We start from the raw sequence: 19,083 nt of genomic DNA, 5'->3' as shown, positions 1-19,083 counted from the left end.
GGAGACCCCACGCATGCCCGACATCCCCGCCGCCACCCCGCGCGCCCGCGTCCGGGTACCGCTGCGCTTCGCCGACGGCTACGGCGCGGACGCCGAACTCGTCACCTTCCACGGTCTCGCCGACGACCAGGAGCACATCGCCGTCGTCCTCGGCGACCCCGGCCCGGTCCCGCTGGTGCGCCTGCACTCCGAGTGCCTCACCGGCGACGTCTTCGGCTCGGCCCGCTGCGACTGCGGCGCCCAGCTGCGCGAGGCGGTCGAGCGCATCGCCGGCCGCGGCGGCATCCTGCTCTACCTCCGCCAGGAGGGCCGCGGCATCGGCCTCTACAACAAGCTCGACGCCTACGCCCTCCAGGACCAGGGCCTCGACACCTACGAGGCGAACGCCGCCCTCGGCCTCCCCGAGGACGCCCGCGACTACACGGCCGCCGCGCAGATGCTCACCGCCCTCGGCGTCAGCGAGCTGGACCTGCTCTCCAACAACCCCGACAAGGCCGGACAGTTGCGCGCCCTGGGCGTGGCCGTACGGGACCGGGTGCCGACCGGCGTCTTCCCCACGGACCACAACGTCCGCTACCTCCGCGCGAAGGTCCTCCACACCCAGCACACGCTGCCGCTGGCCGAACTGCCGGAACTGACGGGGCTGACGGGGCTGACGACGGGGTAGCGAGCGCGCAAGCAGCGGACCGTGGTCCGGAGAACGACGCGGCGCCCGAGTCGGCCGAAGCCGGCTCGGGCGCCGCGTAGCAGGTCGGAGGGGGTGAACCCTCCCCCGCAGCCGTAGGCCCTGTGGGACTCGAACCCACAACCAATGGATTAAAAGTCCACTGCTCTGCCAATTGAGCTAAGGGCCCAGGCGATGTTGCCTGTCCGAGCATAGCGGGAGGAGGCCGTGTCTCCGATCGGGTATCGGGGACACGGCCATGTCGGAGGGCCGGGAGTGCGCGGGATCGTTACTTTTCGGCCGGGATGGGCGTGGCTGCCGGCGCGGAGGCGGGGGTCAGGAACCAGTGGCGGGCCGAGGCCAGCCACCAGGTGGCGGCGAAGCCGAGGACGGCCAGGACGGCGACGGGGGCGTAGTTGAAGGTCTTCCAGGTGACCGGGGAGACCTGCGGGAGCATGAAGAGGACCGTGATCGCCACCACCCAGCTCACCGCGGCGATCCCGACGGGGCGTGACCAGCGGCCCAGGTGCCAGGGACCGGGGGTGAAGGCGGCGCCCTTGCGGACGCGGAGGAAGGTCGGGATGACGTACGCGATGTACAGCCCGATGACCGCGATCGACGTCACCGCGGCGTACGCGGTCGTGTTGATGAGGTAGGGCAGGCCGAGGGCCAGGGCGCCGAGCGCGGCCAGCCAGACCGCCGCCACGGGGGTGCGGGTGCGCGGGCTGACCGTGTGCCATACGCGGGAGAAGGGCAGCGCGCCGTCCCGCGAGAAGGCGTAGATCATGCGGCTGTTGGCGGTGACGGACGCCATGCCGCAGAAGAGCTGGGCGCCGATGACGACCAGCAGCAGGAGTTTGCCGGCCGTGGAACCGAGGGCGTCCAGGAGGATCTGGGCGGGCGGGGCGCCCGTGGGGGAGGCCAGTTCCGCGTCGTACGACTGGATGGCGTAGGTGAAGCCCAGCAGGAGGACGAACCCGGCGATCCAGGAGGTCCAGATCGAGCGGACGATGCCCCGGGGGCCGGCCGTGGCCGCGTCGTGGGTCTCCTCGGTCATGTGGGCGGAGGCGTCGTAACCGGTGAAGGTGTACTGGGCCATCAGCAGACCCAGCAGAACCACGTACGGACCGCTGCTCCAGCCCGTCCGGTTGACGAACTCGGTGAAGACGAACGCCGTCGACCGGTGGTGGTCGGGGACGAACGCGAGCGCGGTGACGATCAGCGCCACCCCGAGTACGTGCCACCACACGCTCACGCCGTTCAGGAACGCGACGATCCGGACGCCGAACGTGTTCAGCAGGCCGTGCAGGACGAGGATCGCGGCGAACAGCACCACCGTGCGGCCCGGGGTCACCCGGAAGCCGAACTGGAGGTTCAGGTAGGCGCCGAGGAAGGAGGCCGCGCCGAAGTCGACGCCCGCGGTCACCGCCACCTGGCCCAGCACGTTGAACCAGCCGGTGAACCACGCCCAGGCCGCCGCCGAGCGCGGGGGTGCCAGGCGGTGGGCCCAGAAGTACAGGCCCGCCGAGGTCGGGTACGCCGAGCAGATCTCGGCCATCGCCAGGCCCACGGACAGCGTCATCAGGCCGACCACCACCCAGCCCCAGGTGATCACGGCGGGGCCGCCGGTGGTCATGCCGAAGAGGTAGAGGGTCAGGCAGCCGGAGAGGACCGAGATGATCGTGAAGGAGACGGCGTAGTTCGAGAACGCCGACATCCGGCGGGCGAGGACCTGGGTGTAACCCAGCTGGGCCAGCCGTTCCTCGTCGGACGGACCGGGCGGGCCGGGTACGCCGGGTACGCCGGGCGGATCGGGGGCTTCGGACAGGCCGGGGCCGCCGGACGCCTTCCGCGGTTCGCTCGCACTGTCGCCCGCCCTCGCGTCTTCTGTCATGCCCCCAGCAATTCCCTGCGCGAGGGCGTGACATGCGTCATAGGGCCGTCGGCGGGTAGGGGGCGCGATCTCGCCGCTGGGGGGGTGCCGGGGGTGGTGACGCTGTCGCGCCCCCGGGCCGGGGGCCGGCGAACACCCCGGGAATGCCGGAAGGGCCCGTACGACCGGAGTCGTACGGGCCCTTCCTCGCTCACTCGGCGTCAGCCGTTGCGCTTCCAGCGCGGCTTGTCCTCGCGGCGGCCGAAGGACCCGGTGCCGCGGTGGTCGTCACGACGGCCGGTGGGACGCTCGTGGCCACCGGAGCGGAAGCCCGGGCGGTCGTCGCGGCGGTCGCGGTTGAACGGACGGTCGCTGCCCCGGTGTCCGGTGCGCTCGTCACGGCGGAAGCCCGGGCGGTCGTCACGGCGCTCGAAGCCGCCCCGCTCACCACGGTCACGGTCGCGGTCGAACGGACGGCCACCGCGGTCGTCACGACGCTCGAACGGACGGCCACCGCGGTCGTCACGACGCTCGAACGGACGGCCACCGCGGTCGTCACGACGCTCGAAGCCACGCCCACCGCGGTCGCCACGGTCACCGCGGTCGTCACGGCGCTCGAAGCCACGGCCACCCCGGTCGTCACGGCGGTCGTCACGGCGCTCGAAGCCGCCCCGCTCGCCACGGTCACGGTCGAACGGGCGGCGCTCGTCACGACGCTCGAACGGACGGCCACCGCGGTCGTCACGACGCTCGAAGCCACGCCCACCGCGGTCGCCACGGTCACCGCGGTCGTCACGGCGCTCGAAGCCACGGCCACCCCGGTCGTCACGGCGGTCGTCACGACGCTCGAAGCCGCCCCGCTCGCCACGGTCACGGTCGAAGGTGCGACGCTCCCGGCGCTCGTACGGCGCCGCGGCGGCCGGGCGCTCCTCGCGCTCGGTCTCCCGCTCCGCCGGCTCCGCGGCCACGGCCGACTCCGGGGCCGCCGTCGCCTGCGCCTGTGCCTCGGCCACCGCGGTCTCCGGGTCCTCACCGCGTTCGCGGGCGGCCCGGACGACCAGCCGGTCGGCCTCCTCGCGCAGCTCGGTCGCGCGGCGCTGGGCGCGCTCCAGCTCCTTGGTGAGCTGGGCGACCTCGCGCTCGGCCTGCTGGGCGGCGTTGGCCGCGGACTCGGCCTGCACCTCGGTCATGGAGCGGGCGCCGGTGATCTCGGCGACCTCCGGGTCGAAGGCGCCGGCGCCCTGGATGATGTGGCGCGCGGCGTCGACGCCGGCGTCCTCCATGAGGCGGAAGATCTGGCGCCGCTGGTGCGGCAGCGACAGGGAGACGACGGTGCCGGTGCGGCCCGCGCGGGCGGTGCGGCCGGCGCGGTGCAGGTAGTCCTTGTGGTCACCGGCCGGGTCCACGTTCAGGACCAGGTCGATGCCGTCGACGTGGATACCGCGGGCGGCGACGTCGGTGGCGACGAGGACGTGGACGTAACCGTCCTTGAAGTCGGCCAGCGTGCGGGTACGCGCGCCCTGGGTCATGCCGCCGTGCAGCGCGTCGGCCTTCACGCCGGACTCGCGCAGCTGCTCGGCGACGCGGTCGGCGCCCAGCTGGGTGCGGACGAAGATGATCGTGCGGCCCTTGCGGGAGGCGATCGCGGCGGTGACCGGCGCCTTGTCCTTGGGCTTCACGATGAGGATGTGGTGCGACATGGTCGTCACCGCGCCCTGGGCCGCGTCCACCTCGTGCAGGACGGGCTCGTTCAGGTAGCGGTCGACGAGGGTCTTGATCTCGTTCTCCATGGTGGCGGAGAAGAGCATCCGCTGGCCGCCGGCCGGGACCTGGTCGAGCAGCTCGGTGACCTCGGGCAGGAAGCCCAGGTCGGACATCTGGTCGGCCTCGTCGAGGACCGTGATCTGCACGTCGTCCAGGGAGCAGGCGCCGCGGTTGATGATGTCGCGCAGCCGGCCCGGGGTGGCGACGAGGACGTCGACGCCGCGCTCGAGGGCGTAGATCTGGTTGCCCATCGAGGTGCCGCCGCAGACGACCTTCATCTTCAGGCCGAGGACGTCGCCGTACGGCTGGAGGGCGTCGGCGACCTGCATGGCCAGCTCGCGGGTGGGCGTGAGGATGACGGCACGCGGCTTGTGCTTCTGGGTGCGCCCGCCGGCCAGCGTGGCCAGGGTCGGCAGACCGAAGGAGAGGGTCTTGCCGGAGCCGGTGCGGCCGCGGCCGAGGATGTCCTTGCCGGTCAGGGCGTCCGGGATGGTCGCGGTCTGGATCGGGAAGGGGGTGGTGACGCCGTTCTGTGCGAGCTTGCGCACGATGCCCTCGGGGAGACCGAGGTCGGCGAAGGTGGTCTGGGGGGTGTCAGCGGCCTCGGGGGCCTCGGTGACCTCGGTCGTCACGTCGACGAGTGCGTTCTCGTTCTCGTTCTCGGACACGACGATCTGGTCAGTACTGGACACGGACATGCGAATGCGAAACCTTCCGGAGTCTCTTCGGCACGCGCCCGTCAACTCCGTGTTTCGCTCACGACCGCCTCAATGCGGTCCGCCACGGCAAGGGAGAGAGTACGCGCCACACGGCGCTCTCTGATGGCGCCGGGCAAATGGGATCAAACGATCTACTACCATACGCACCCACTGCCCCTGAAGGCAAACCGAGCACATAAGGCCAGGTCACATCATGCCGCGACGCCCGCCGCGGGCGCCGGCTCCCGCTGCACCAGCTGCGGTCCGGTCTCCTCGTGCGCCGAGGACGACGGCTCCGCCGACGGCGGCTCCGAGACCGGCGGAGGCGGCGTGGAGGCGGGCGGCTCGGGCGGCGCGGTGCTGGCCGGCGGTGTCGGCGGCACCTTGCTCGGCGCCGGATCCCCGGGCCCGGCGCTCTTCCCCGGCTTCGCCGGGACGGCGGAGGCGCTGCCCGCCCCGGTCGGGCCGGCCGACGCCGACGGTGACCCGCCCGGCTTCCTCTTGCCGCCGTGCCCGTGCTTGCCGTCCGCCGCCGGCCCCTCACGGCCCGGGCCGCCCACGCCGTCCGCACCGCCCACCGGGCCGCCGCCGGGCGCGTCGGCGCCGTGCCGTCCCGCGGAGTGGGCGGGCCGGGCACGGCCCGCGTCGTCACCCACGTTCATACAGCCCGCGGCGGCGGTGACGGCCAGCACCGTGACGGCGAGACGGGCGGGTACGTTCAAGGGGCGCACGGCGGCCACCTCCGGGGGCGGGGGAAGAAGTCAACCTTCCCAACTCCCGCCGCCCGCAAGAGGACACGCGTCCCGCGCCCATCGCCGCTCAGCCGTAACCGAGGGCGTGCAGCCGGGCGTCGTCGATGCCGAAGTGGTGGGCGATCTCGTGCACCACCGTGACCTCGGTCTCCGCGACGACGTCCTCGCGGCTCTCGCACATCCTGAGCGTGGGCCCGCGGTAGACGGTGATCCGGTCCGGCAGCACACCGGCGTACCACTCACCCCGGTCCGTCAGCGGAGTGCCCTCGTACAGCCCGAGCAGCCCGGGGTCACCGGCGGGCGGCTCGTCCTCCACGAACACGGCCACGTTGTCCATGAGCCGCGTCAGCTCCGGCGGGATCCGGTCGAGCGCCTCGGCCACCAGTTCCTCGAACTCCTCGCGCGTCATCTCCAGCACACCGTCATTGTCCGGCACGCGAGGCCCGTGCGTACGTTCCGGACCGCCGCATATCCGCGTCGGCACCTGGGCATACGGGACCAATGGCCCGCGTCCCCCTCGCAGCCCCGCGCACCATGCCGAACCGGACCTCGAACCGCACCCGCACCGCCCGCCCGCTCCCCTGCCTCGACCCCGCCGCACGGCCCCGCCCCTGGCGGCGCGCCCTCGGGCTGACCGCGGTCGTCCTGCTCGGCGCCTGGCTGGGCCTGCTGGTCGTCGGCAACGTCCGGGCCCCGGTCGGCCCGATGGACACGACCATGGCGCTGCGCCCCTCCCTCACCGGCGGCACGAAGATCAACGTGTCGCCGCTGGGCGCGCTCACCCTGGACAGCCATGTGGCACCGGTCCGCCTGGACGTCAACGTCGACCAGCTGGACCCGCTGCGCTCCCAGGCCCTGGTCGACCACCCGGAGCGGCTTTCCGGGCTCCAGGACGAGGTGGCCCGGGACGTCGAGCACGGCACGCTCGACCTGGCCGTGCGCTCCTGTGTGGCGGTGGTCTCCGGGGCCACGGCCCTCGGGCTCGCCGTCTACCGCCGCCCGCGCCCGGCCCTGGCCGCCGGCGGCCTCGCGCTGGTCCTGCTGGCCGCGTCGGGCGCGTCGGCGTACGCCACCTGGAACCCGAAGTCGGTCCTGGAGCCGCGGTTCTCCGGGCTGCTCAGCTCGGCGCCGTCCGTGGTCGGCAACGCGCGCAGCATCGTCACGGAGTTCGACGTCTACCAGAAGGAACTGGCCCGGCTGGTGACGAACGTGACGAAGCTCTACGACGTCACGTCCACACTGCCCGCCTACCGCCCCGACCCCTCCACCATCCGGGTCCTGCACGTGTCGGACATCCACCTCAACCCGGCGAGCTGGAAGATCATCGCCTCGCTGGTGAACCAGTACAAGGTGGACGTGATCGTCGACTCCGGCGACACGATGGACCACGGCACGGCGGCGGAGAACGGCTTCCTGGACCCGGTCCGGGAGCTGGGCGTGCCGTACGTGTGGGTGCGCGGCAACCACGACTCCCGGGCCACCCAGCGATATCTGGCGCGCATGCGGAACGTGCACGTCCTGGACGACGGCCGGGCGGAGACGGTCGCGGGCCTGCGGTTCGCGGGCATCGGTGATCCGCAGTTCACCCCCGACCGCTCGGCGGCGATCGGCCGGGACGCGTCCGAGGAACTGGCGGGCGACCGGCTGGCCAGTGCCCTGCGCGACCAGCGGACGGCCGGCACCCCGGCGGACGTGGCCGTCGCGCACGAGCCGTCCGCCGCCCGGGAGACGGACGGCGAGGTGCCGCTGGTGCTCTGCGGTCACCTGCACCACGAGGGTACGCAGATGCTGCCGTACGGCACCCGGCTGCGGATGGAGGGCTCCACGGGCGGCAGCGGGCTGCGTGCGGTGGAGCACGGGGATCCCGCGCCGATCGAGGCCTCGATCCTGTACTTCGACCGGGAGAGCCGCAGGCTCCAGGCGTGGGACGCGATCAAGCTGGGGGGCCTGGGGCTGACGACGGCGGAGGTCAGCCGCCACCTGGCGGACGAGAACAAGCCGGGTGCCGGTCCCACGCGCACGCCCTCCCCGGCCGGTTCCGCCACCTCGCCGTAAACCGTTTTGGCGATACCCCGCGCCATCCCATATGCTTCTCACGTCCCCGACGCGCTGAGAAGCGCCCAGGCGGGCCGATAGCCCTCATCGTCTAGCGGCCTAGGACGCCGCCCTTTCAAGGCGGTAGCACGGGTTCGAATCCCGTTGGGGGCACGCTTTACCGTGTGCAACACTGTTGCACGCACGCTTGGTCCTGTGGAGCAGCTTGGAGTGCTCGCCACCCTGTCAAGGTGGAGGCCGCGGGTTCAAATCCCGTCAGGACCGCTGGTGTTTCACGTGAAACACCGTGGCTGGGTAGCTCAGTTGGTACGAGCGTCCGCCTGAAAAGCGGAAGGTCGCCGGTTCGACCCCGGCCCCAGCCACCGCAGCCCTCACCAGGGCATGAGCCCCTCTCCGGCGTCAACGGAGAGGGGCTCTTTCACAGTGCTTCGCGCCTCGTCATCCGACCTCGAGCGCCACCCGAGCCGCGTCCAGGAAGCGCACGTGCTGCTCGCTGAAGCTGCGGTACGCGTCGTTGCAAGCGGACCGGGTCTGCTCCGTGCCGTCGTGCAGCCGTATCAGTAGGAGATGCGCGTCCACGGCTTTGCGACCCAGTTCTCCCGCAGCCTTCGCCGCTGCCGCAGGGCCCCTCCAGGTAGACGTCTCTGCTGGTCCTGGTCACTTCGCTCAGGCATCGGCGGGAGGCGGCGTGCATCTGATCGATGAGTTCGACCCGCTCCGCTCTCGTCTCTGCGAGGTCGACCACTTCCATCCTCCAGAAGACCTGTTGTCGGCCACCCGTCGAGGGCGCCAGGGAGACGTACGCCAAGCCGTACGCCAACGGCAGCCCACGACAGTGAAAGCCTCGTCCCGACGCAGTCGGAGGGGCCCCCGCCGTTGCCGCCGAGGGACCGCGTCGGCGCCGGACAACCTTGGCACCGCGCCCGCCCGGCACTACGTTCAGGCGGAGCGCAGGTGGTGCGCGGGTGGTGCGCAGGGGGCGGGGGAGACATGAACCGGAACGGGACCGGAGCCATCGGGGACGCCGACCTGGAGAAGATCCGGGCCCGGTACGGGCTGCTGGCGGTCGTCATCAGCAATCTGGCGATCGCCGCGGTCGCGATCTTCGGTGTGTGGCGGCTCGGCGGTGACAAGGCGGTGATCGTCGGCATCCTCACGGCCGCCTTCACCGCCGTCAGCGGTATGACCACCGCCTACCTGGGCATCAAGGCCGTCTCCAACACCGCGCGGTCCATCGCCCTCGGGAACGGCACTTTCCCCCGGCACACCGAAGCGGCCCCGCCGGCCCCACCGGCTCCGCCCGCCCCGCCGGCCCCGCCCGCCCAGCGCGTCCCCTAGGCCGCGTGCGCCGGGCCGACCGGCCGGCCGCCCGGGTGCCGGTGCCGCCAGATCAGGAAGACCGCGCAGGAGACCACCGCCCAGCCCGTCAGCACCAGGAACGGGAACGCGTGCTGGTGGCCCCGGAAGTACACCGCGGTGTGCTGGGCGTTCACCGACGCGCCGGGCGGCAGCCAGCGGCCGATCTCGCCGAGCGGGGACGGCAGCAGCGGCCAGGAGACGGCACCGCCGGACGACGGGTTGCCCAGCAGCACCATCAGTCCCCAGGTCGGCAGCATCGCCCAGCGCCCGACGAGGGTGTTGAACATCGTGAACACCATGCCCGTGGTGAACATCGTCAGGCTGAGGATCCCCCAGGACTCCAGGAAGGGCAGCTTCACCGCGCCCAGCAGCCAGTCCACCACCGCGGCGATCACGAACCCGCCGAGCAGCGCGTAGGCCACGGTGAAGGCGACCCGCTCCAGCGGATTCAGGGCGCGCGCGTGCACGCTCAGCTGGATGGAGCCGACGAAGCCGATGATCACGGCGGCCAGGGAGATGTAGAAGATCGCCAGCCCGCGCGGGTCGCCCCGCTGCGACGGCTTCAGGTCATGGACCGTCACGGTCGTGCCCGTGGCCCTGCCCACCTTCACCGCGGCCTCCCCGAGCACCTGGGCGACCGTCGCCCCGGACGCCCCCGACACGTCGACCCTGATCGACCGGCCGTCGGCGGACGCCTCCACCACCGCGAACTCCTTCTGCTCGTCCACCGCCCGCACCGCGGCCTCCCGGCTGCCGTACGGATGCAGTTTCAGCGAGGCGCCCAGGGCCTGTTCCATGCCGTCGAGGAACCGCCGGGCGGCCGGCCCGCCGTAGGAGCCGGTCACCGCCGTGGGGATGTTGTGGGGGGTCGGGTCGGCCATGGCGTACGTGTAGGAACCGGCGAAGAGACCGGCGGCCGCGGCGATGATCAACAGCAGGACCGAGGCGGGCAGGAAGGGCGACTCCCGGAACGCCGACCAGCGTTCCGCGCGGGTAGGGGGGCGGCCGTGGCTTCCGTGGGGGGAATCGGGCATACCGACCACGCTAGGTCATGTCCCGCCGGCCCGCCGGGACGACCTCGGCTGTTCGCAGGGGTGTGGTTACGTGGTCATCGGCGAGGCCGGACCCTGGGCCGGCTGCCGGTGAGGACCGAACCCCGGACCCCGCCGAGCCGGCTGCCGGTCAGACTTGGACCCCGGACCCGCTGCCCGCCGAGCCGGCTGCCGGTGAGGACCGGACCCCGGGGTGACTGTTCGCGCGGCCCGCCGTCCGCGCCCAGGTCAATTCGTTCGCGTGTTTTTCGGGCGAGGTGAGATCCTGGAGGCCGTATGTCTACGCACCCCGCCCCCGCCCTCGGCACCCTCGCCCCTCGTCTGTCCGAGCTGTCGCTGCGCGACGCGCACCGGATCGGCAGGCGGCTGGAGGGCGCGCGCAAGATCCGCAAGCCGGAGGCCCGTGCCGCCGTCCTCGCCGAGATCGACACCGAGATCCGCCGTGCCGAGGACCGGATGGCCGAGCGGCGCTCCCGCGTGCCGACCGTCACCTATCCCGAACAGCTGCCCGTCAGCCAGAAGAAGGACGTGATCGCGGACGCCATCCGCGACCACCAGGTCGTCATCGTGGCCGGTGAGACCGGGTCCGGCAAGACGACCCAGATCCCGAAGATCTGTCTGGAACTGGGCCGGGGCGTGCGCGGCATGATCGGGCACACGCAGCCGCGGCGGATCGCCGCCCGGACCGTCGCCGAGCGGGTCGCCGACGAGCTGAAGTCGCCGCTGGGCGAGACCGTCGGCTGGAAGGTCCGCTTCACCGACCAGGTGAACCCGGAGGCCACCTTCGTCAAGCTGATGACGGACGGCATCCTGCTCGCCGAGATCCAGACCGACCGCGAGCTGCGCGCCTACGACACGATCATCATCGACGAGGCCCACGAGCGGTCCCTCAACATCGATTTCCTGCTGGGCTACCTGGCGCAGCTGCTGCCCAAGCGTCCGGACCTGAAGGTCGTCATCACCTCGGCGACCATCGATCCGGAGCGTTTCTCCCGGCACTTCGGCGACGCGCCGATCGTCGAGGTCAGCGGCCGGACGTACCCGGTGGAGGTGCGTTACCGCCCGCTCCTGGAGGACGACTCCGAGGACGCCGACCGGGACCAGATCACCGCGATCACCGACGCCGTCGAGGAGTTGATGGCGGAGGGCAAGGGCGACATCCTCGTGTTCCTCTCCGGTGAGCGGGAGATCCGGGACACCGCGGACGCGCTGGAGAAGAAGAGATACCGATTCACCGAGGTGCTGCCGCTGTACGCGCGCCTCTCGCACGCCGAGCAGCACCGCGTGTTCCAGCAGCACACCGGCCGCAGGATCGTCCTGGCGACGAACGTCGCGGAGACGTCCCTCACGGTGCCCGGCATCAAGTACGTCATCGACCCCGGCTTCGCCCGGATCAGCCGCTACAGCCACCGCACCAAGGTCCAGCGGCTGCCCATCGAAGCCATCTCCCAGGCCAGCGCCAACCAGCGCAAGGGCCGCTGCGGCCGTACGTCCGACGGCATCTGCATCCGGCTGTACTCCGAGGACGACTTCCTCGCCCGCCCGGAGTTCACCGACGCGGAGATCCTCCGTACGAACCTGGCGAGCGTCATCCTCCAGATGACCGCGGCCGGACTCGGCGACATCGAGAAGTTCCCCTTCATCGACCCGCCGGACCACCGCAACATCCGTGACGGCGTGCAGCTGCTCCAGGAGCTGGGCGCGCTGGACCCGGCCGAGAAGGACGCCCGCAAGCGGCTCACGGACACCGGCCGCAAGCTGGCCCAGCTGCCCGTCGACCCCCGCCTGGCCCGGATGGTCCTGGAGGCCGACAAGAACGGCTGTGTCCGCGAGGTCATGGTCATCGCCGCCGCGCTCTCCATCCAGGACCCGCGCGAACGCCCGGCCGACAAGCAGGCCCAGGCCGACCAGCAGCACGCCCGGTTCAAGGACGAGACCAGTGACTTCCTCGCCTATCTGAACCTGTGGCGGTACGTCCGCGAGCAGCAGAAGGAGCGCGGTTCGTCGTCGTTCCGGCGGATGTGCAAGCAGGAGTACCTGAACTTCCTGCGCATCCGCGAATGGCAGGACATCTACAGCCAGCTGCGCACGGTCGCCAAGCAGATGGGCATCCACCCCAACGAGGACGACGCCCCCGGCGACCGCGTCCACCTCTCCCTCCTCGCCGGCCTGCTGTCCCACATCGGGATGAAGGACGTGAAGGACGGCAACAAGAACGAGTACCTGGGCGCCCGCAGTGCCAAGTTCGCGATCTTCCCGGGTTCGGCGCTGTTCCGGAAGCAGCCCAAGTTCGTGATGTCGGCCGAGCTGGTGGAGACGAGCCGCCTCTGGGCGCGCGTCAACGCCAAGATCGAACCCGAGTGGGTCGAGCCGCTCGCCGGGCACCTGCTGAAGCGGACGTACAGCGAACCGCACTGGGAGAAGGACCAGGCGGCCGTCATGGCGTACGAGAAGGTGACGCTGTACGGCGTCCCGATCGTCGCCCAGCGGAAGGTGAACTACGGGCGCATCGATCCCGAGGTCTCCCGCGAACTGTTCATCCGGAACGCGCTGGTGGAGGGCGACTGGCGCACGCACCACAAGTTCTTCGCCGACAACCGCCGGCTGCTCAGCGAGGTCGAGGAGCTGGAGCACCGCGCCCGGCGCCGGGACATCGTCGTGGACGACGAGACGCTGTTCGACTTCTACGACGAGCGGGTGCCCCAGCACGCCGTGTCGGGCGCCCACTTCGACTCCTGGTGGAAGCGGAAGCGGCAGGAGCAGCCGGACTTCCTCGACTTCGAGCGGGAGATGCTGATCCGGGAGTCGGCGGAGGCGGTCACCAAGGCCGACTACCCGGACACCTGGCGGCAGGGGCAGCTCTCCTTCCGCGTGACGTACCAGTTCGAGCCCGGCGCGGACGCCGACGGCGTGACCGTGCACATCCCGCTCCAGGTCCTCAACCAGGTCACGGGCGAGGGATTCGACTGGCAGATCCCGGGGCTGCGCGAGGAGGTGGTGACGGAGCTGATCCGCTCGCTGCCCAAGCCGGTCCGCCGCCACTACGTGCCGGCGCCGAACTACGCGAAGGCGTTCCTGGAGAAGGCGGTGCCCCTCCAGGAACCGCTGACGGTGACCATGGCCCGCGAGCTGAAGCGCATGGTCGGCGTCCCCTTCGAGGCGGACGACTTCGACTGGGCGAAGGTCCCCGACCACCTCAGGATCACGTTCCGGATCGTCGACGAGCGGCGCCGGAAGCTGGCCGAGGACAAGGACCTGGAGGCGCTGAAGCTCCGGTTGAAGCCCAAGGCGAGGAAGGCGCTGTCCCAGGCCGCCGCCGCGACCGCCTCCCGCGAGGGCGGGGAGTCCCTGGAGCGCACCGGGCTGACCGACTGGACGATCGGCACGCTCACCCGCGTCTTCGAGACCCGCCGGGCCGGACAGCCGGTCAAGGCGTACCCCGCGCTGGTGGACGACGGCGACACCGTCTCGGTCCGCCTCTTCGACACCGAGGACGAGCAGGTGGAGGCCATGTGGAAGGGCACCCGCCGCCTGATCCTCCGCAACATCCCGGTGAACCCGGCGAAGTTCGCCTCGGACCGGCTGACGAACCAGCAGAAGCTGGCCCTGTCCGCGAATCCGCACGGTTCCGTGCAGGCCCTGTTCGAGGACTGTGCGACGGCCGCGGCGGACAGGCTCGTCGCGGACTTCGGCGGGCCGGCGTGGGACGAGGAGTCGTACCGCAAGCTGTACGACAAGGTGCGCGCGGAGATCGTGGACACGACGGTCCGTACGGTCGCCCAGGTGCAGCAGGTCCTGGCCGCCTGGCAGGCGTGTGAACGCCGCCTCAAGGCCGTCTCCAGTCCGGCGTTGCTCGCCAACCTCACGGACGTGCGCAAGCAGCTGGACGCCCTCGTGAAGCCCGGCTTCGTGACGTGGGCGGGCATACGCCGGCTGCCCGACCTGCTGCGCTATCTCGTGGCCGTCGACCGGCGCCTACAGCAGATGCCGACGGGCGTCCAGCGGGACACCACGCGCATGGAGAAGGTCCACGAGATGCAGGACGAGTACGCCTGGCTCCTGGAACAGCTCCCGAAGGGGCGCCCGGTGCCGTCCTCCGTCCGGGACATCCGCTGGATGCTGGAGGAACTCCGGGTCAGCTACTTCGCCCACGCGCTGGGCACGGCGTACCCGGTCTCCGACAAACGGATCCTGAAGGCGATCGACGCCGCCGCGCCGTGACGAGGGCCGTACGGAGGGTGAGTTCGACCAGGACCCTCGCCCTCCTGTACAGTCCTTCTCGCAGCGCAACACAGCAACAAGCGCCGCGAAACCTGGTCCTGTGGAGCAGCTTGGAGTGCTCGCCACCCTGTCAAGGTGGAGGCCGCGGGTTCAAATCCCGTCAGGACCGCACAAGAACCGAGGCCCGCGTCCCGCAAGGGAGCGGGCCTCGGTCGTATCCACGTCACCGTCCGCGCCCCTGTCGAGGTGGAGGCCGCGCCCGCGGCGCAGCCGCGATCAGACACAGCAAATCCCGTCAGGACCGCACAAGAACCGAGGCCCGCGTCCCGCAAGGGAGCGGGCCTCGGTCGTATCTGCCCCCAAGGGACGCGGGCCTCAAGTCTCACCCCCTCAACACCCCCCGCACCAAAGGCGTGCGGTCTTGACGGCGTCGCTTTCCCTCGGTACCCAAGGAGCAGGGTTCCGTCCTCCTGTGCGGCCCCGGAGGTGGCGTATGGCGGCTTCGGTCAGGCATGAGACGCGGGCGCTTCTCAGGGCGCATCTGGCGGCCGCCTCGTCGTACGGGCATCTCACCCGCCACTGCCCCATCTGCCACCGCCTGTTGCGGCTGGCGATGGACACGGGCCCGTGGAGCCAGGAGGACGAGGACGAGGGCGAGGGCGAGGACCAGCAGGGGTGGCAGGCCGTCGAGGACGAGGACCCCCGCCCCGCGTGACGCCCGCCGGCCCAACCCCCGTACAGGCGCGGGATTCTGGAACGCACGCTTTCTCTAGCGCACGCACGCCGGGGGCAACAAGCGCCCTGGCGTGTGACGGGAGTCACCGCATGAGTTTTTGAAACGGCGGTATTTACCCCCTTCATACAACGGGTCGATTTAATATGTGCAATTGCACCGCCCCCGGACCCGGCCCCCGGTCGTTCCGACAGGCCTCCCCAGACTCCGACAAGGACGCTCACGGCGCCGCCTCCCGGCCCCCGGTCAGCGCACAAAAAAGATCGCGCTGGACTCGGCGGAGTCCAGCGCGATCGACGACGCACCCTGTACGGCTTGCCTGCAACGCTCTCTTCGGCTGGGGCGTGGGTCCTGTTGGGGCAGGTCCCGCGTCGCTTGTAGCTAGGGTTTCGGGCGCCTCGGCCGGTTGGGGGACCGACCGTCTTGCCCGGTTATGAAGTTGTTCAGGCCTCGCTGCGCTGCTGCGGGATGCCCGCGAGCAGAGCGCGGACCTCGGCCTCGCGGTAGCGGCGGTGCCCGCCGAGCGTACGGATGGAAGTGAGCTTGCCGGCCTTCGCCCACCGCGTGACCGTCTTGGGGTCGACACGGAACATGGTGGCGACCTCAGCCGGGGTCAGCAGCGGCTCGGCATCAGGGGTGCGAGCGGTCATGAGCGGCCTCCTCGGGAGAACCGAACCTTCTCGGTTCTTTCCTCTAAATTCTGCACCTTGACCCGCGTTGCCCGAAATGGCGGACGCGAGTCGAGTCGGTTATAGGACGAACGGCTTGTCCTCGGCACTACAACTACACCATCTGTCCAGCCGCGTCGGCCAAACCGATGGAATTGCCCTCCCAGGTGTTCATCAGCGACGGATGCCGATGGACCGTGCCATAGCGGACAGTCACGCCAGTGTGACGATCAGTCACAGCGGCGATCAGAGGTCACCAGACCCCCCAAAGCTTACAAAGCGGAGAATCCGCCCAGGGTCGAGCATAGTTGGACGGAAGGAGTCCTCCCCGGACTCCTTGTCCTATTTTGGCATGAGGAGTGGCAAGAGGCGCAAGAGCCGGGTAAGTGCCGTCCATCACCCTTGGGACGAAAGTCCAGCTCTGAACCAACGTTCCGTCAGATGAACCAAGTGCGTAGACCGTACGTCGTGCGCGGCGGTTTGGGCCGTGACGTACGTCACTATGTTCGAATCGTATTCCGCGCTCAGTTCGCGGAACGCCGGTCCCGTACCGCCCGCCAGCGCTCCACCAGCCGCCCGTACGCCTCCCCGGCGGCCATCCCGTCGCCCCGGCGCAGGGCCTCGATCCCGGCCGCCACGTCCGCCGCCGACCGGTCGTCCTCCAGCTCTCCGGCCGGCAGCACGTGCACCAGGCCGCCGTAGTCCAGTTCGACCAGTGAGCGCGGGTGGAACTCCTCCAGCCAGCGGCCGACGTCCATCAGGCCGTCGAGCAGCGGGCCCTCCTCCACGGTGTCCCTGAGCGTGCGCAGCGCCCGCGCGACCCGGCGTCTGGCCTGCACCATCGGTGTGCGGTAGCGCAGCACCGGGGGCACCTCGGCGGTCCCCTCGTCGTACCGGCGCTCCTCGTCGGAGACCAGCACGAACCAGTTCAGCGGCACCTGCCAGGTCGCCGTCCGGATCCACGGGCGGGCGTCGGGGTTGCGGGCGAGCCAGCGCTCGTGGTCCTGGGCGGCCTGGCGGCGCACCAGCGACGGCAGCACCGCGTCCAGCACCGTCGGCGGCAGTTCGCCGGGCAGCTCGTCCAGGGCCTGCCAGCCGCGCAGCCGGGTCCGCCACGGGCACACGCAGACGACCCCGTCGACCTCCAGGACGAAGGCGTCGGCGCTCTCGTGCACCGGGACCGCGACCGGCGGGGTGGGCAGCAGGGCGGCCAGGGAGCGGCGCAGCTCGTCCTGGTAGGAGGGGCGGTCGGGGCGGCGGGCGTAGCGCTCCCAGTGGGCGCGTTCCGCGTCCGGGAAGGCGCCCAGCGGCTCGTACACACGCAGGTACGTGGCGTAGGGGACGACCACCGAGTACTCCTTGGCCACGCCTGCTCCCTCCCCAGCGGGTCCGGCTCGAAACCACTGCGCATCGTGCCACGCCCATGCGTGCGCGCAGGACCCGGGAGAGTGATCCTGAACACTGCGCGGATGCTGCTCGGGCGGAGGCTCTACCCTCATGCCACGGCACCCCGCCACCCGTACGGGGTCCGTCCCCACTCGCCGCTCTTTACACAGGAGTCACCACAGTGACCGACGTAACCGGCGCGTCTGCTGATGTCCTGCACACCCTGTTCCACTCGGACCAGGGCGGCCATGAGCAGGTCGTGCTCTGCCAGGACCGCGCCAGCGGCCTCAAGGCCGTGATCGCCATCCACAACACCGCCCTGGGCCCCGCCCTCGGCGGCACGCGCTTCTACCCGTACGCGACCGAGGCCGAGGCCGTCGCCGACGCCCTCAACCTCGCGCGCGGCATGTCGTACAAGAACGCCATGGCCGGTCTCGGTCACGGCGGCGGCAAGGCCGTGATCATCGGTGACCCGGAGCGCGACAAGACCGAGGAGCTGCTCCTCGCCTACGGCCGCATGGTCGCCTCGCTCGGCGGGCGTTACGTCACCGCGTGCGACGTCGGCACGTACGTCGCCGACATGGACGTCGTGGCCCGCGAGTGCCGCTGGACCACCGGCCGCTCCCCCGAGAACGGCGGCGCCGGCGACTCCTCCGTGCTCACCGCCTTCGGTGTCTACCAGGGCATGCGCGCCTCCGCCCAGCACCTGTGGGGCGACCCGTCGCTGCGGGGCCGCAAGGTCGGCGTCGCCGGGGTCGGCAAGGTCGGCCACCACCTGGTCAGGCACCTGCGGGACGAGGGTGCCGAGGTCGTCGTCACGGACGTGCGCGCGGACGCCGTCCAGCGGATCCTCGGCCAGTACCCCGAAGGCGTGACGGCCGTCGCCGACACCGAGGAGCTGATCCGGACCGAGGGCCTGGACATCTACGCCCCCTGCGCCCTCGGCGGGGCCCTGAACGACGACTCCGTGGCCGTGCTGACCGCCGGGGTGGTCTGTGGGGCCGCCAACAACCAGCTCGCCCACCCCGGGGTGGAGAAGGACCTCGCCGACCGCGGGATCCTCTACGCGCCGGACTACGTGGTGAACGCCGGTGGGGTCATCCAGGTCGCCGACGAGCTGCACGGGTTCGACTTCGACCGGTGCAAGGCGAAGGCGGCCCGGATCTTCGACACCACGCTGGCCATATTCGCGCGTGCGAAGGACGACGGTATTCCGCCGGCCGCCGCGGCCGACCGGATCGCCGAGCAGCGCATGGCCGAGGCCCGCGCGGGCGGCATCGCACTCTGATGCGATCGAACGGATGAGCGGTACCCGTCGGCGGGACGTTGGAGAGAACTCTCACTTCCACCGGCGGGTCGTTCCTTCAGAACTGGTTAAAATCGTCATTGACCAGCGAGGACAGGGCGCCTCGAGGGTTCTGGGCAGACGCGCGTACGGTGGGCGACGTACCGTATGGGCGCGGGCTCAGGTACCGTGGGAGCCCTACGGACCGGACTTTCCGCGGAGAGTCCGTTCCAGACCATGAACGCGTGTCAGACTCTGGGGCCGTCGAGCCCCGTCGTTGAGGGGGTCGAGCCATGGGGCGCGGCCGGGCCAAGGCCAAACAGGCGAAGGTTGCCCGTCAGCTGAAGTACAACAGCGGCGGGACTGACCTCTCACGCCTGGCCGAGGAGCTGGGCGCATCGACGTCGAACCAGTCGCGGAACGGCGACCGTTTCACGGACGATGAGCACGACGACGACCTGTATGCACGGTACGCCGACCTCTATGAGGTCGACGACGAGGACGAGGACGACGAGTCCTCGTCACATCGTCGAGGCGCTTGACCTTGCACGGACCGGTCCGGTCGGTGGCGCA

15 protein-coding genes and 5 tRNA genes are annotated in these 19,083 nt (G+C 70.9%); 11 read left to right on the top strand and 9 right to left on the bottom strand.

All coding sequences use genetic code 11. The features are described from left to right. Positions 1-13: 13 nt before the first annotated feature. Positions 14-667, top strand: a complete 654-nt coding sequence (gene ribA / locus ABZ117_RS10750) for a GTP cyclohydrolase II (RefSeq protein WP_356819337.1) — start codon at positions 14-16, stop codon at positions 665-667. Positions 668-781: 114 nt separating this feature from the next. Here the strand turns inward: ribA and ABZ117_RS10745 are convergent. From ABZ117_RS10745 to ABZ117_RS10725, 5 genes are all read right to left on the bottom strand, one after another. Beyond that, positions 782-854 (bottom strand) — tRNA-Lys (locus ABZ117_RS10745). 99 nt (positions 855-953) lie between these two features. Beyond that, positions 954-2,558 (bottom strand): amino acid permease, encoded by a 1,605-nt coding sequence (locus ABZ117_RS10740; RefSeq protein ID WP_356819335.1) that lies wholly within the window; start codon positions 2,556-2,558, stop codon positions 954-956. Between the two features lie 200 nt (positions 2,559-2,758). Beyond that, entirely contained in the window at positions 2,759-4,999 is a 2,241-nt protein-coding gene (locus ABZ117_RS10735; protein WP_356819334.1) for a DEAD/DEAH box helicase, read from the bottom strand. Between the two features lie 212 nt (positions 5,000-5,211). Next, on the bottom strand, positions 5,212-5,730 hold the full coding sequence (locus ABZ117_RS10730) for a hypothetical protein (RefSeq protein ID WP_356819332.1): 519 nt from the start codon (positions 5,728-5,730) through the stop codon (positions 5,212-5,214). An 88-nt stretch (positions 5,731-5,818) separates the two neighbouring features. Then, complete coding sequence (locus ABZ117_RS10725) at positions 5,819-6,169, bottom strand: metallopeptidase family protein (RefSeq protein WP_356819330.1); 351 nt, start codon at positions 6,167-6,169, stop codon at positions 5,819-5,821. 116 nt (positions 6,170-6,285) lie between these two features. Here ABZ117_RS10725 and ABZ117_RS10720 point away from each other — a divergent pair, with 116 nt between their 5' ends. The 4 genes from ABZ117_RS10720 to ABZ117_RS10705 all read left to right on the top strand — a co-directional run bounded on the left by ABZ117_RS10720 (position 6,286) and on the right by ABZ117_RS10705 (position 8,168). Beyond that, complete coding sequence (locus ABZ117_RS10720) at positions 6,286-7,806, top strand: metallophosphoesterase (protein WP_356819328.1); 1,521 nt, start codon at positions 6,286-6,288, stop codon at positions 7,804-7,806. An 80-nt stretch (positions 7,807-7,886) separates the two neighbouring features. Beyond that, positions 7,887-7,959: transfer RNA gene (locus tag ABZ117_RS10715), tRNA-Glu, on the top strand. 36 nt (positions 7,960-7,995) lie between these two features. Further along, positions 7,996-8,070, top strand: a tRNA-Asp gene (locus tag ABZ117_RS10710). A gap of 24 nt (positions 8,071-8,094) precedes the next feature. After that, a tRNA-Phe gene (locus tag ABZ117_RS10705) sits at positions 8,095-8,168 on the top strand. 76 nt (positions 8,169-8,244) lie between these two features. Here the strand turns inward: ABZ117_RS10705 and ABZ117_RS10700 are convergent. Continuing rightward, positions 8,245-8,385, bottom strand: a complete 141-nt coding sequence (locus tag ABZ117_RS10700; RefSeq protein WP_356819326.1) for a hypothetical protein — start codon at positions 8,383-8,385, stop codon at positions 8,245-8,247. Between the two features lie 411 nt (positions 8,386-8,796). Here ABZ117_RS10700 and ABZ117_RS10695 point away from each other — a divergent pair, with 411 nt between their 5' ends. Next, positions 8,797-9,144 (top strand): hypothetical protein, encoded by a 348-nt coding sequence (locus tag ABZ117_RS10695; RefSeq protein ID WP_356819324.1) that lies wholly within the window; start codon positions 8,797-8,799, stop codon positions 9,142-9,144. Here the strand turns inward: ABZ117_RS10695 and ABZ117_RS10690 are convergent. Beyond that, entirely contained in the window at positions 9,141-10,199 is a 1,059-nt protein-coding gene (locus tag ABZ117_RS10690; protein WP_356819322.1) for an ABC transporter permease, read from the bottom strand. The two genes, ABZ117_RS10695 and ABZ117_RS10690, sit on opposite strands and share 4 nt — an antisense overlap. Before the next feature lie 294 nt (positions 10,200-10,493). Between ABZ117_RS10690 and hrpA the strand changes: the two genes are divergently transcribed. The 3 genes from hrpA (at position 10,494) to ABZ117_RS10675 (ending at position 15,153) form a co-directional block, all read left to right on the top strand. Then, positions 10,494-14,438: an ATP-dependent RNA helicase HrpA gene (gene hrpA / locus ABZ117_RS10685; protein WP_356819321.1), complete on the top strand. Its 3,945-nt coding sequence runs from the start codon at positions 10,494-10,496 to the stop codon at positions 14,436-14,438. 94 nt (positions 14,439-14,532) lie between these two features. Next, a tRNA-Asp gene (locus ABZ117_RS10680) sits at positions 14,533-14,607 on the top strand. A gap of 324 nt (positions 14,608-14,931) precedes the next feature. Beyond that, positions 14,932-15,153: a DUF6274 family protein gene (locus ABZ117_RS10675; RefSeq protein ID WP_356819319.1), complete on the top strand. Its 222-nt coding sequence runs from the start codon at positions 14,932-14,934 to the stop codon at positions 15,151-15,153. Between the two features lie 461 nt (positions 15,154-15,614). Here ABZ117_RS10675 and bldC read toward each other — a convergent pair whose 3' ends face one another. Both bldC and ABZ117_RS10665 read right to left on the bottom strand, forming a co-directional pair. After that, positions 15,615-15,821: a developmental transcriptional regulator BldC gene (gene bldC / locus ABZ117_RS10670; protein WP_003949541.1), complete on the bottom strand. Its 207-nt coding sequence runs from the start codon at positions 15,819-15,821 to the stop codon at positions 15,615-15,617. Positions 15,822-16,363: 542 nt separating this feature from the next. Next, entirely contained in the window at positions 16,364-17,206 is an 843-nt protein-coding gene (locus tag ABZ117_RS10665; protein ID WP_356819317.1) for a hypothetical protein, read from the bottom strand. A gap of 200 nt (positions 17,207-17,406) precedes the next feature. Here ABZ117_RS10665 and ABZ117_RS10660 point away from each other — a divergent pair, with 200 nt between their 5' ends. Together ABZ117_RS10660 and ABZ117_RS10655 are read left to right on the top strand one after the other, a co-directional pair. After that, complete coding sequence (locus ABZ117_RS10660; RefSeq protein ID WP_356819315.1) at positions 17,407-18,513, top strand: Glu/Leu/Phe/Val dehydrogenase dimerization domain-containing protein; 1,107 nt, start codon at positions 17,407-17,409, stop codon at positions 18,511-18,513. A 290-nt stretch (positions 18,514-18,803) separates the two neighbouring features. Beyond that, positions 18,804-19,052 (top strand): DUF3073 domain-containing protein, encoded by a 249-nt coding sequence (locus ABZ117_RS10655; protein ID WP_356819313.1) that lies wholly within the window; start codon positions 18,804-18,806, stop codon positions 19,050-19,052. Positions 19,053-19,083 lie beyond the last annotated feature (31 nt).

This window comes from Streptomyces sp. NPDC006309 (assembly GCF_040613095.1).
Classification (GTDB): Bacteria; Actinomycetota; Actinomycetes; order Streptomycetales; family Streptomycetaceae; genus Streptomyces.
Note: the sequence above shows the minus strand (reverse complement) of the source record. Positions and strands in the feature narration are given on the sequence as shown.

Excerpts from the sequence above, each read along its gene's own strand:
- ribA (WP_356819337.1), top strand. The coding sequence starts at position 14 with ATGCCCGACATCCCCGCCGCCACCCCGCGCGCCCGCGTCCGGGTACCG.
- ABZ117_RS10740 (WP_356819335.1), bottom strand. The coding sequence starts at position 2,558 with ATGACAGAAGACGCGAGGGCGGGCGACAGTGCGAGCGAACCGCGGAAG.
- ABZ117_RS10735 (WP_356819334.1), bottom strand. The coding sequence starts at position 4,999 with ATGTCCGTGTCCAGTACTGACCAGATCGTCGTGTCCGAGAACGAGAAC.
- ABZ117_RS10720 (WP_356819328.1), top strand. The coding sequence starts at position 6,286 with ATGCCGAACCGGACCTCGAACCGCACCCGCACCGCCCGCCCGCTCCCC.
- ABZ117_RS10695 (WP_356819324.1), top strand. The coding sequence starts at position 8,797 with ATGAACCGGAACGGGACCGGAGCCATCGGGGACGCCGACCTGGAGAAG.
- ABZ117_RS10690 (WP_356819322.1), bottom strand. The coding sequence starts at position 10,199 with ATGCCCGATTCCCCCCACGGAAGCCACGGCCGCCCCCCTACCCGCGCG.
- hrpA (WP_356819321.1), top strand. The coding sequence starts at position 10,494 with ATGTCTACGCACCCCGCCCCCGCCCTCGGCACCCTCGCCCCTCGTCTG.
- ABZ117_RS10675 (WP_356819319.1), top strand. The coding sequence starts at position 14,932 with ATGGCGGCTTCGGTCAGGCATGAGACGCGGGCGCTTCTCAGGGCGCAT.
- bldC (WP_003949541.1), bottom strand. The coding sequence starts at position 15,821 with ATGACCGCTCGCACCCCTGATGCCGAGCCGCTGCTGACCCCGGCTGAG.
- ABZ117_RS10655 (WP_356819313.1), top strand. The coding sequence starts at position 18,804 with ATGGGGCGCGGCCGGGCCAAGGCCAAACAGGCGAAGGTTGCCCGTCAG.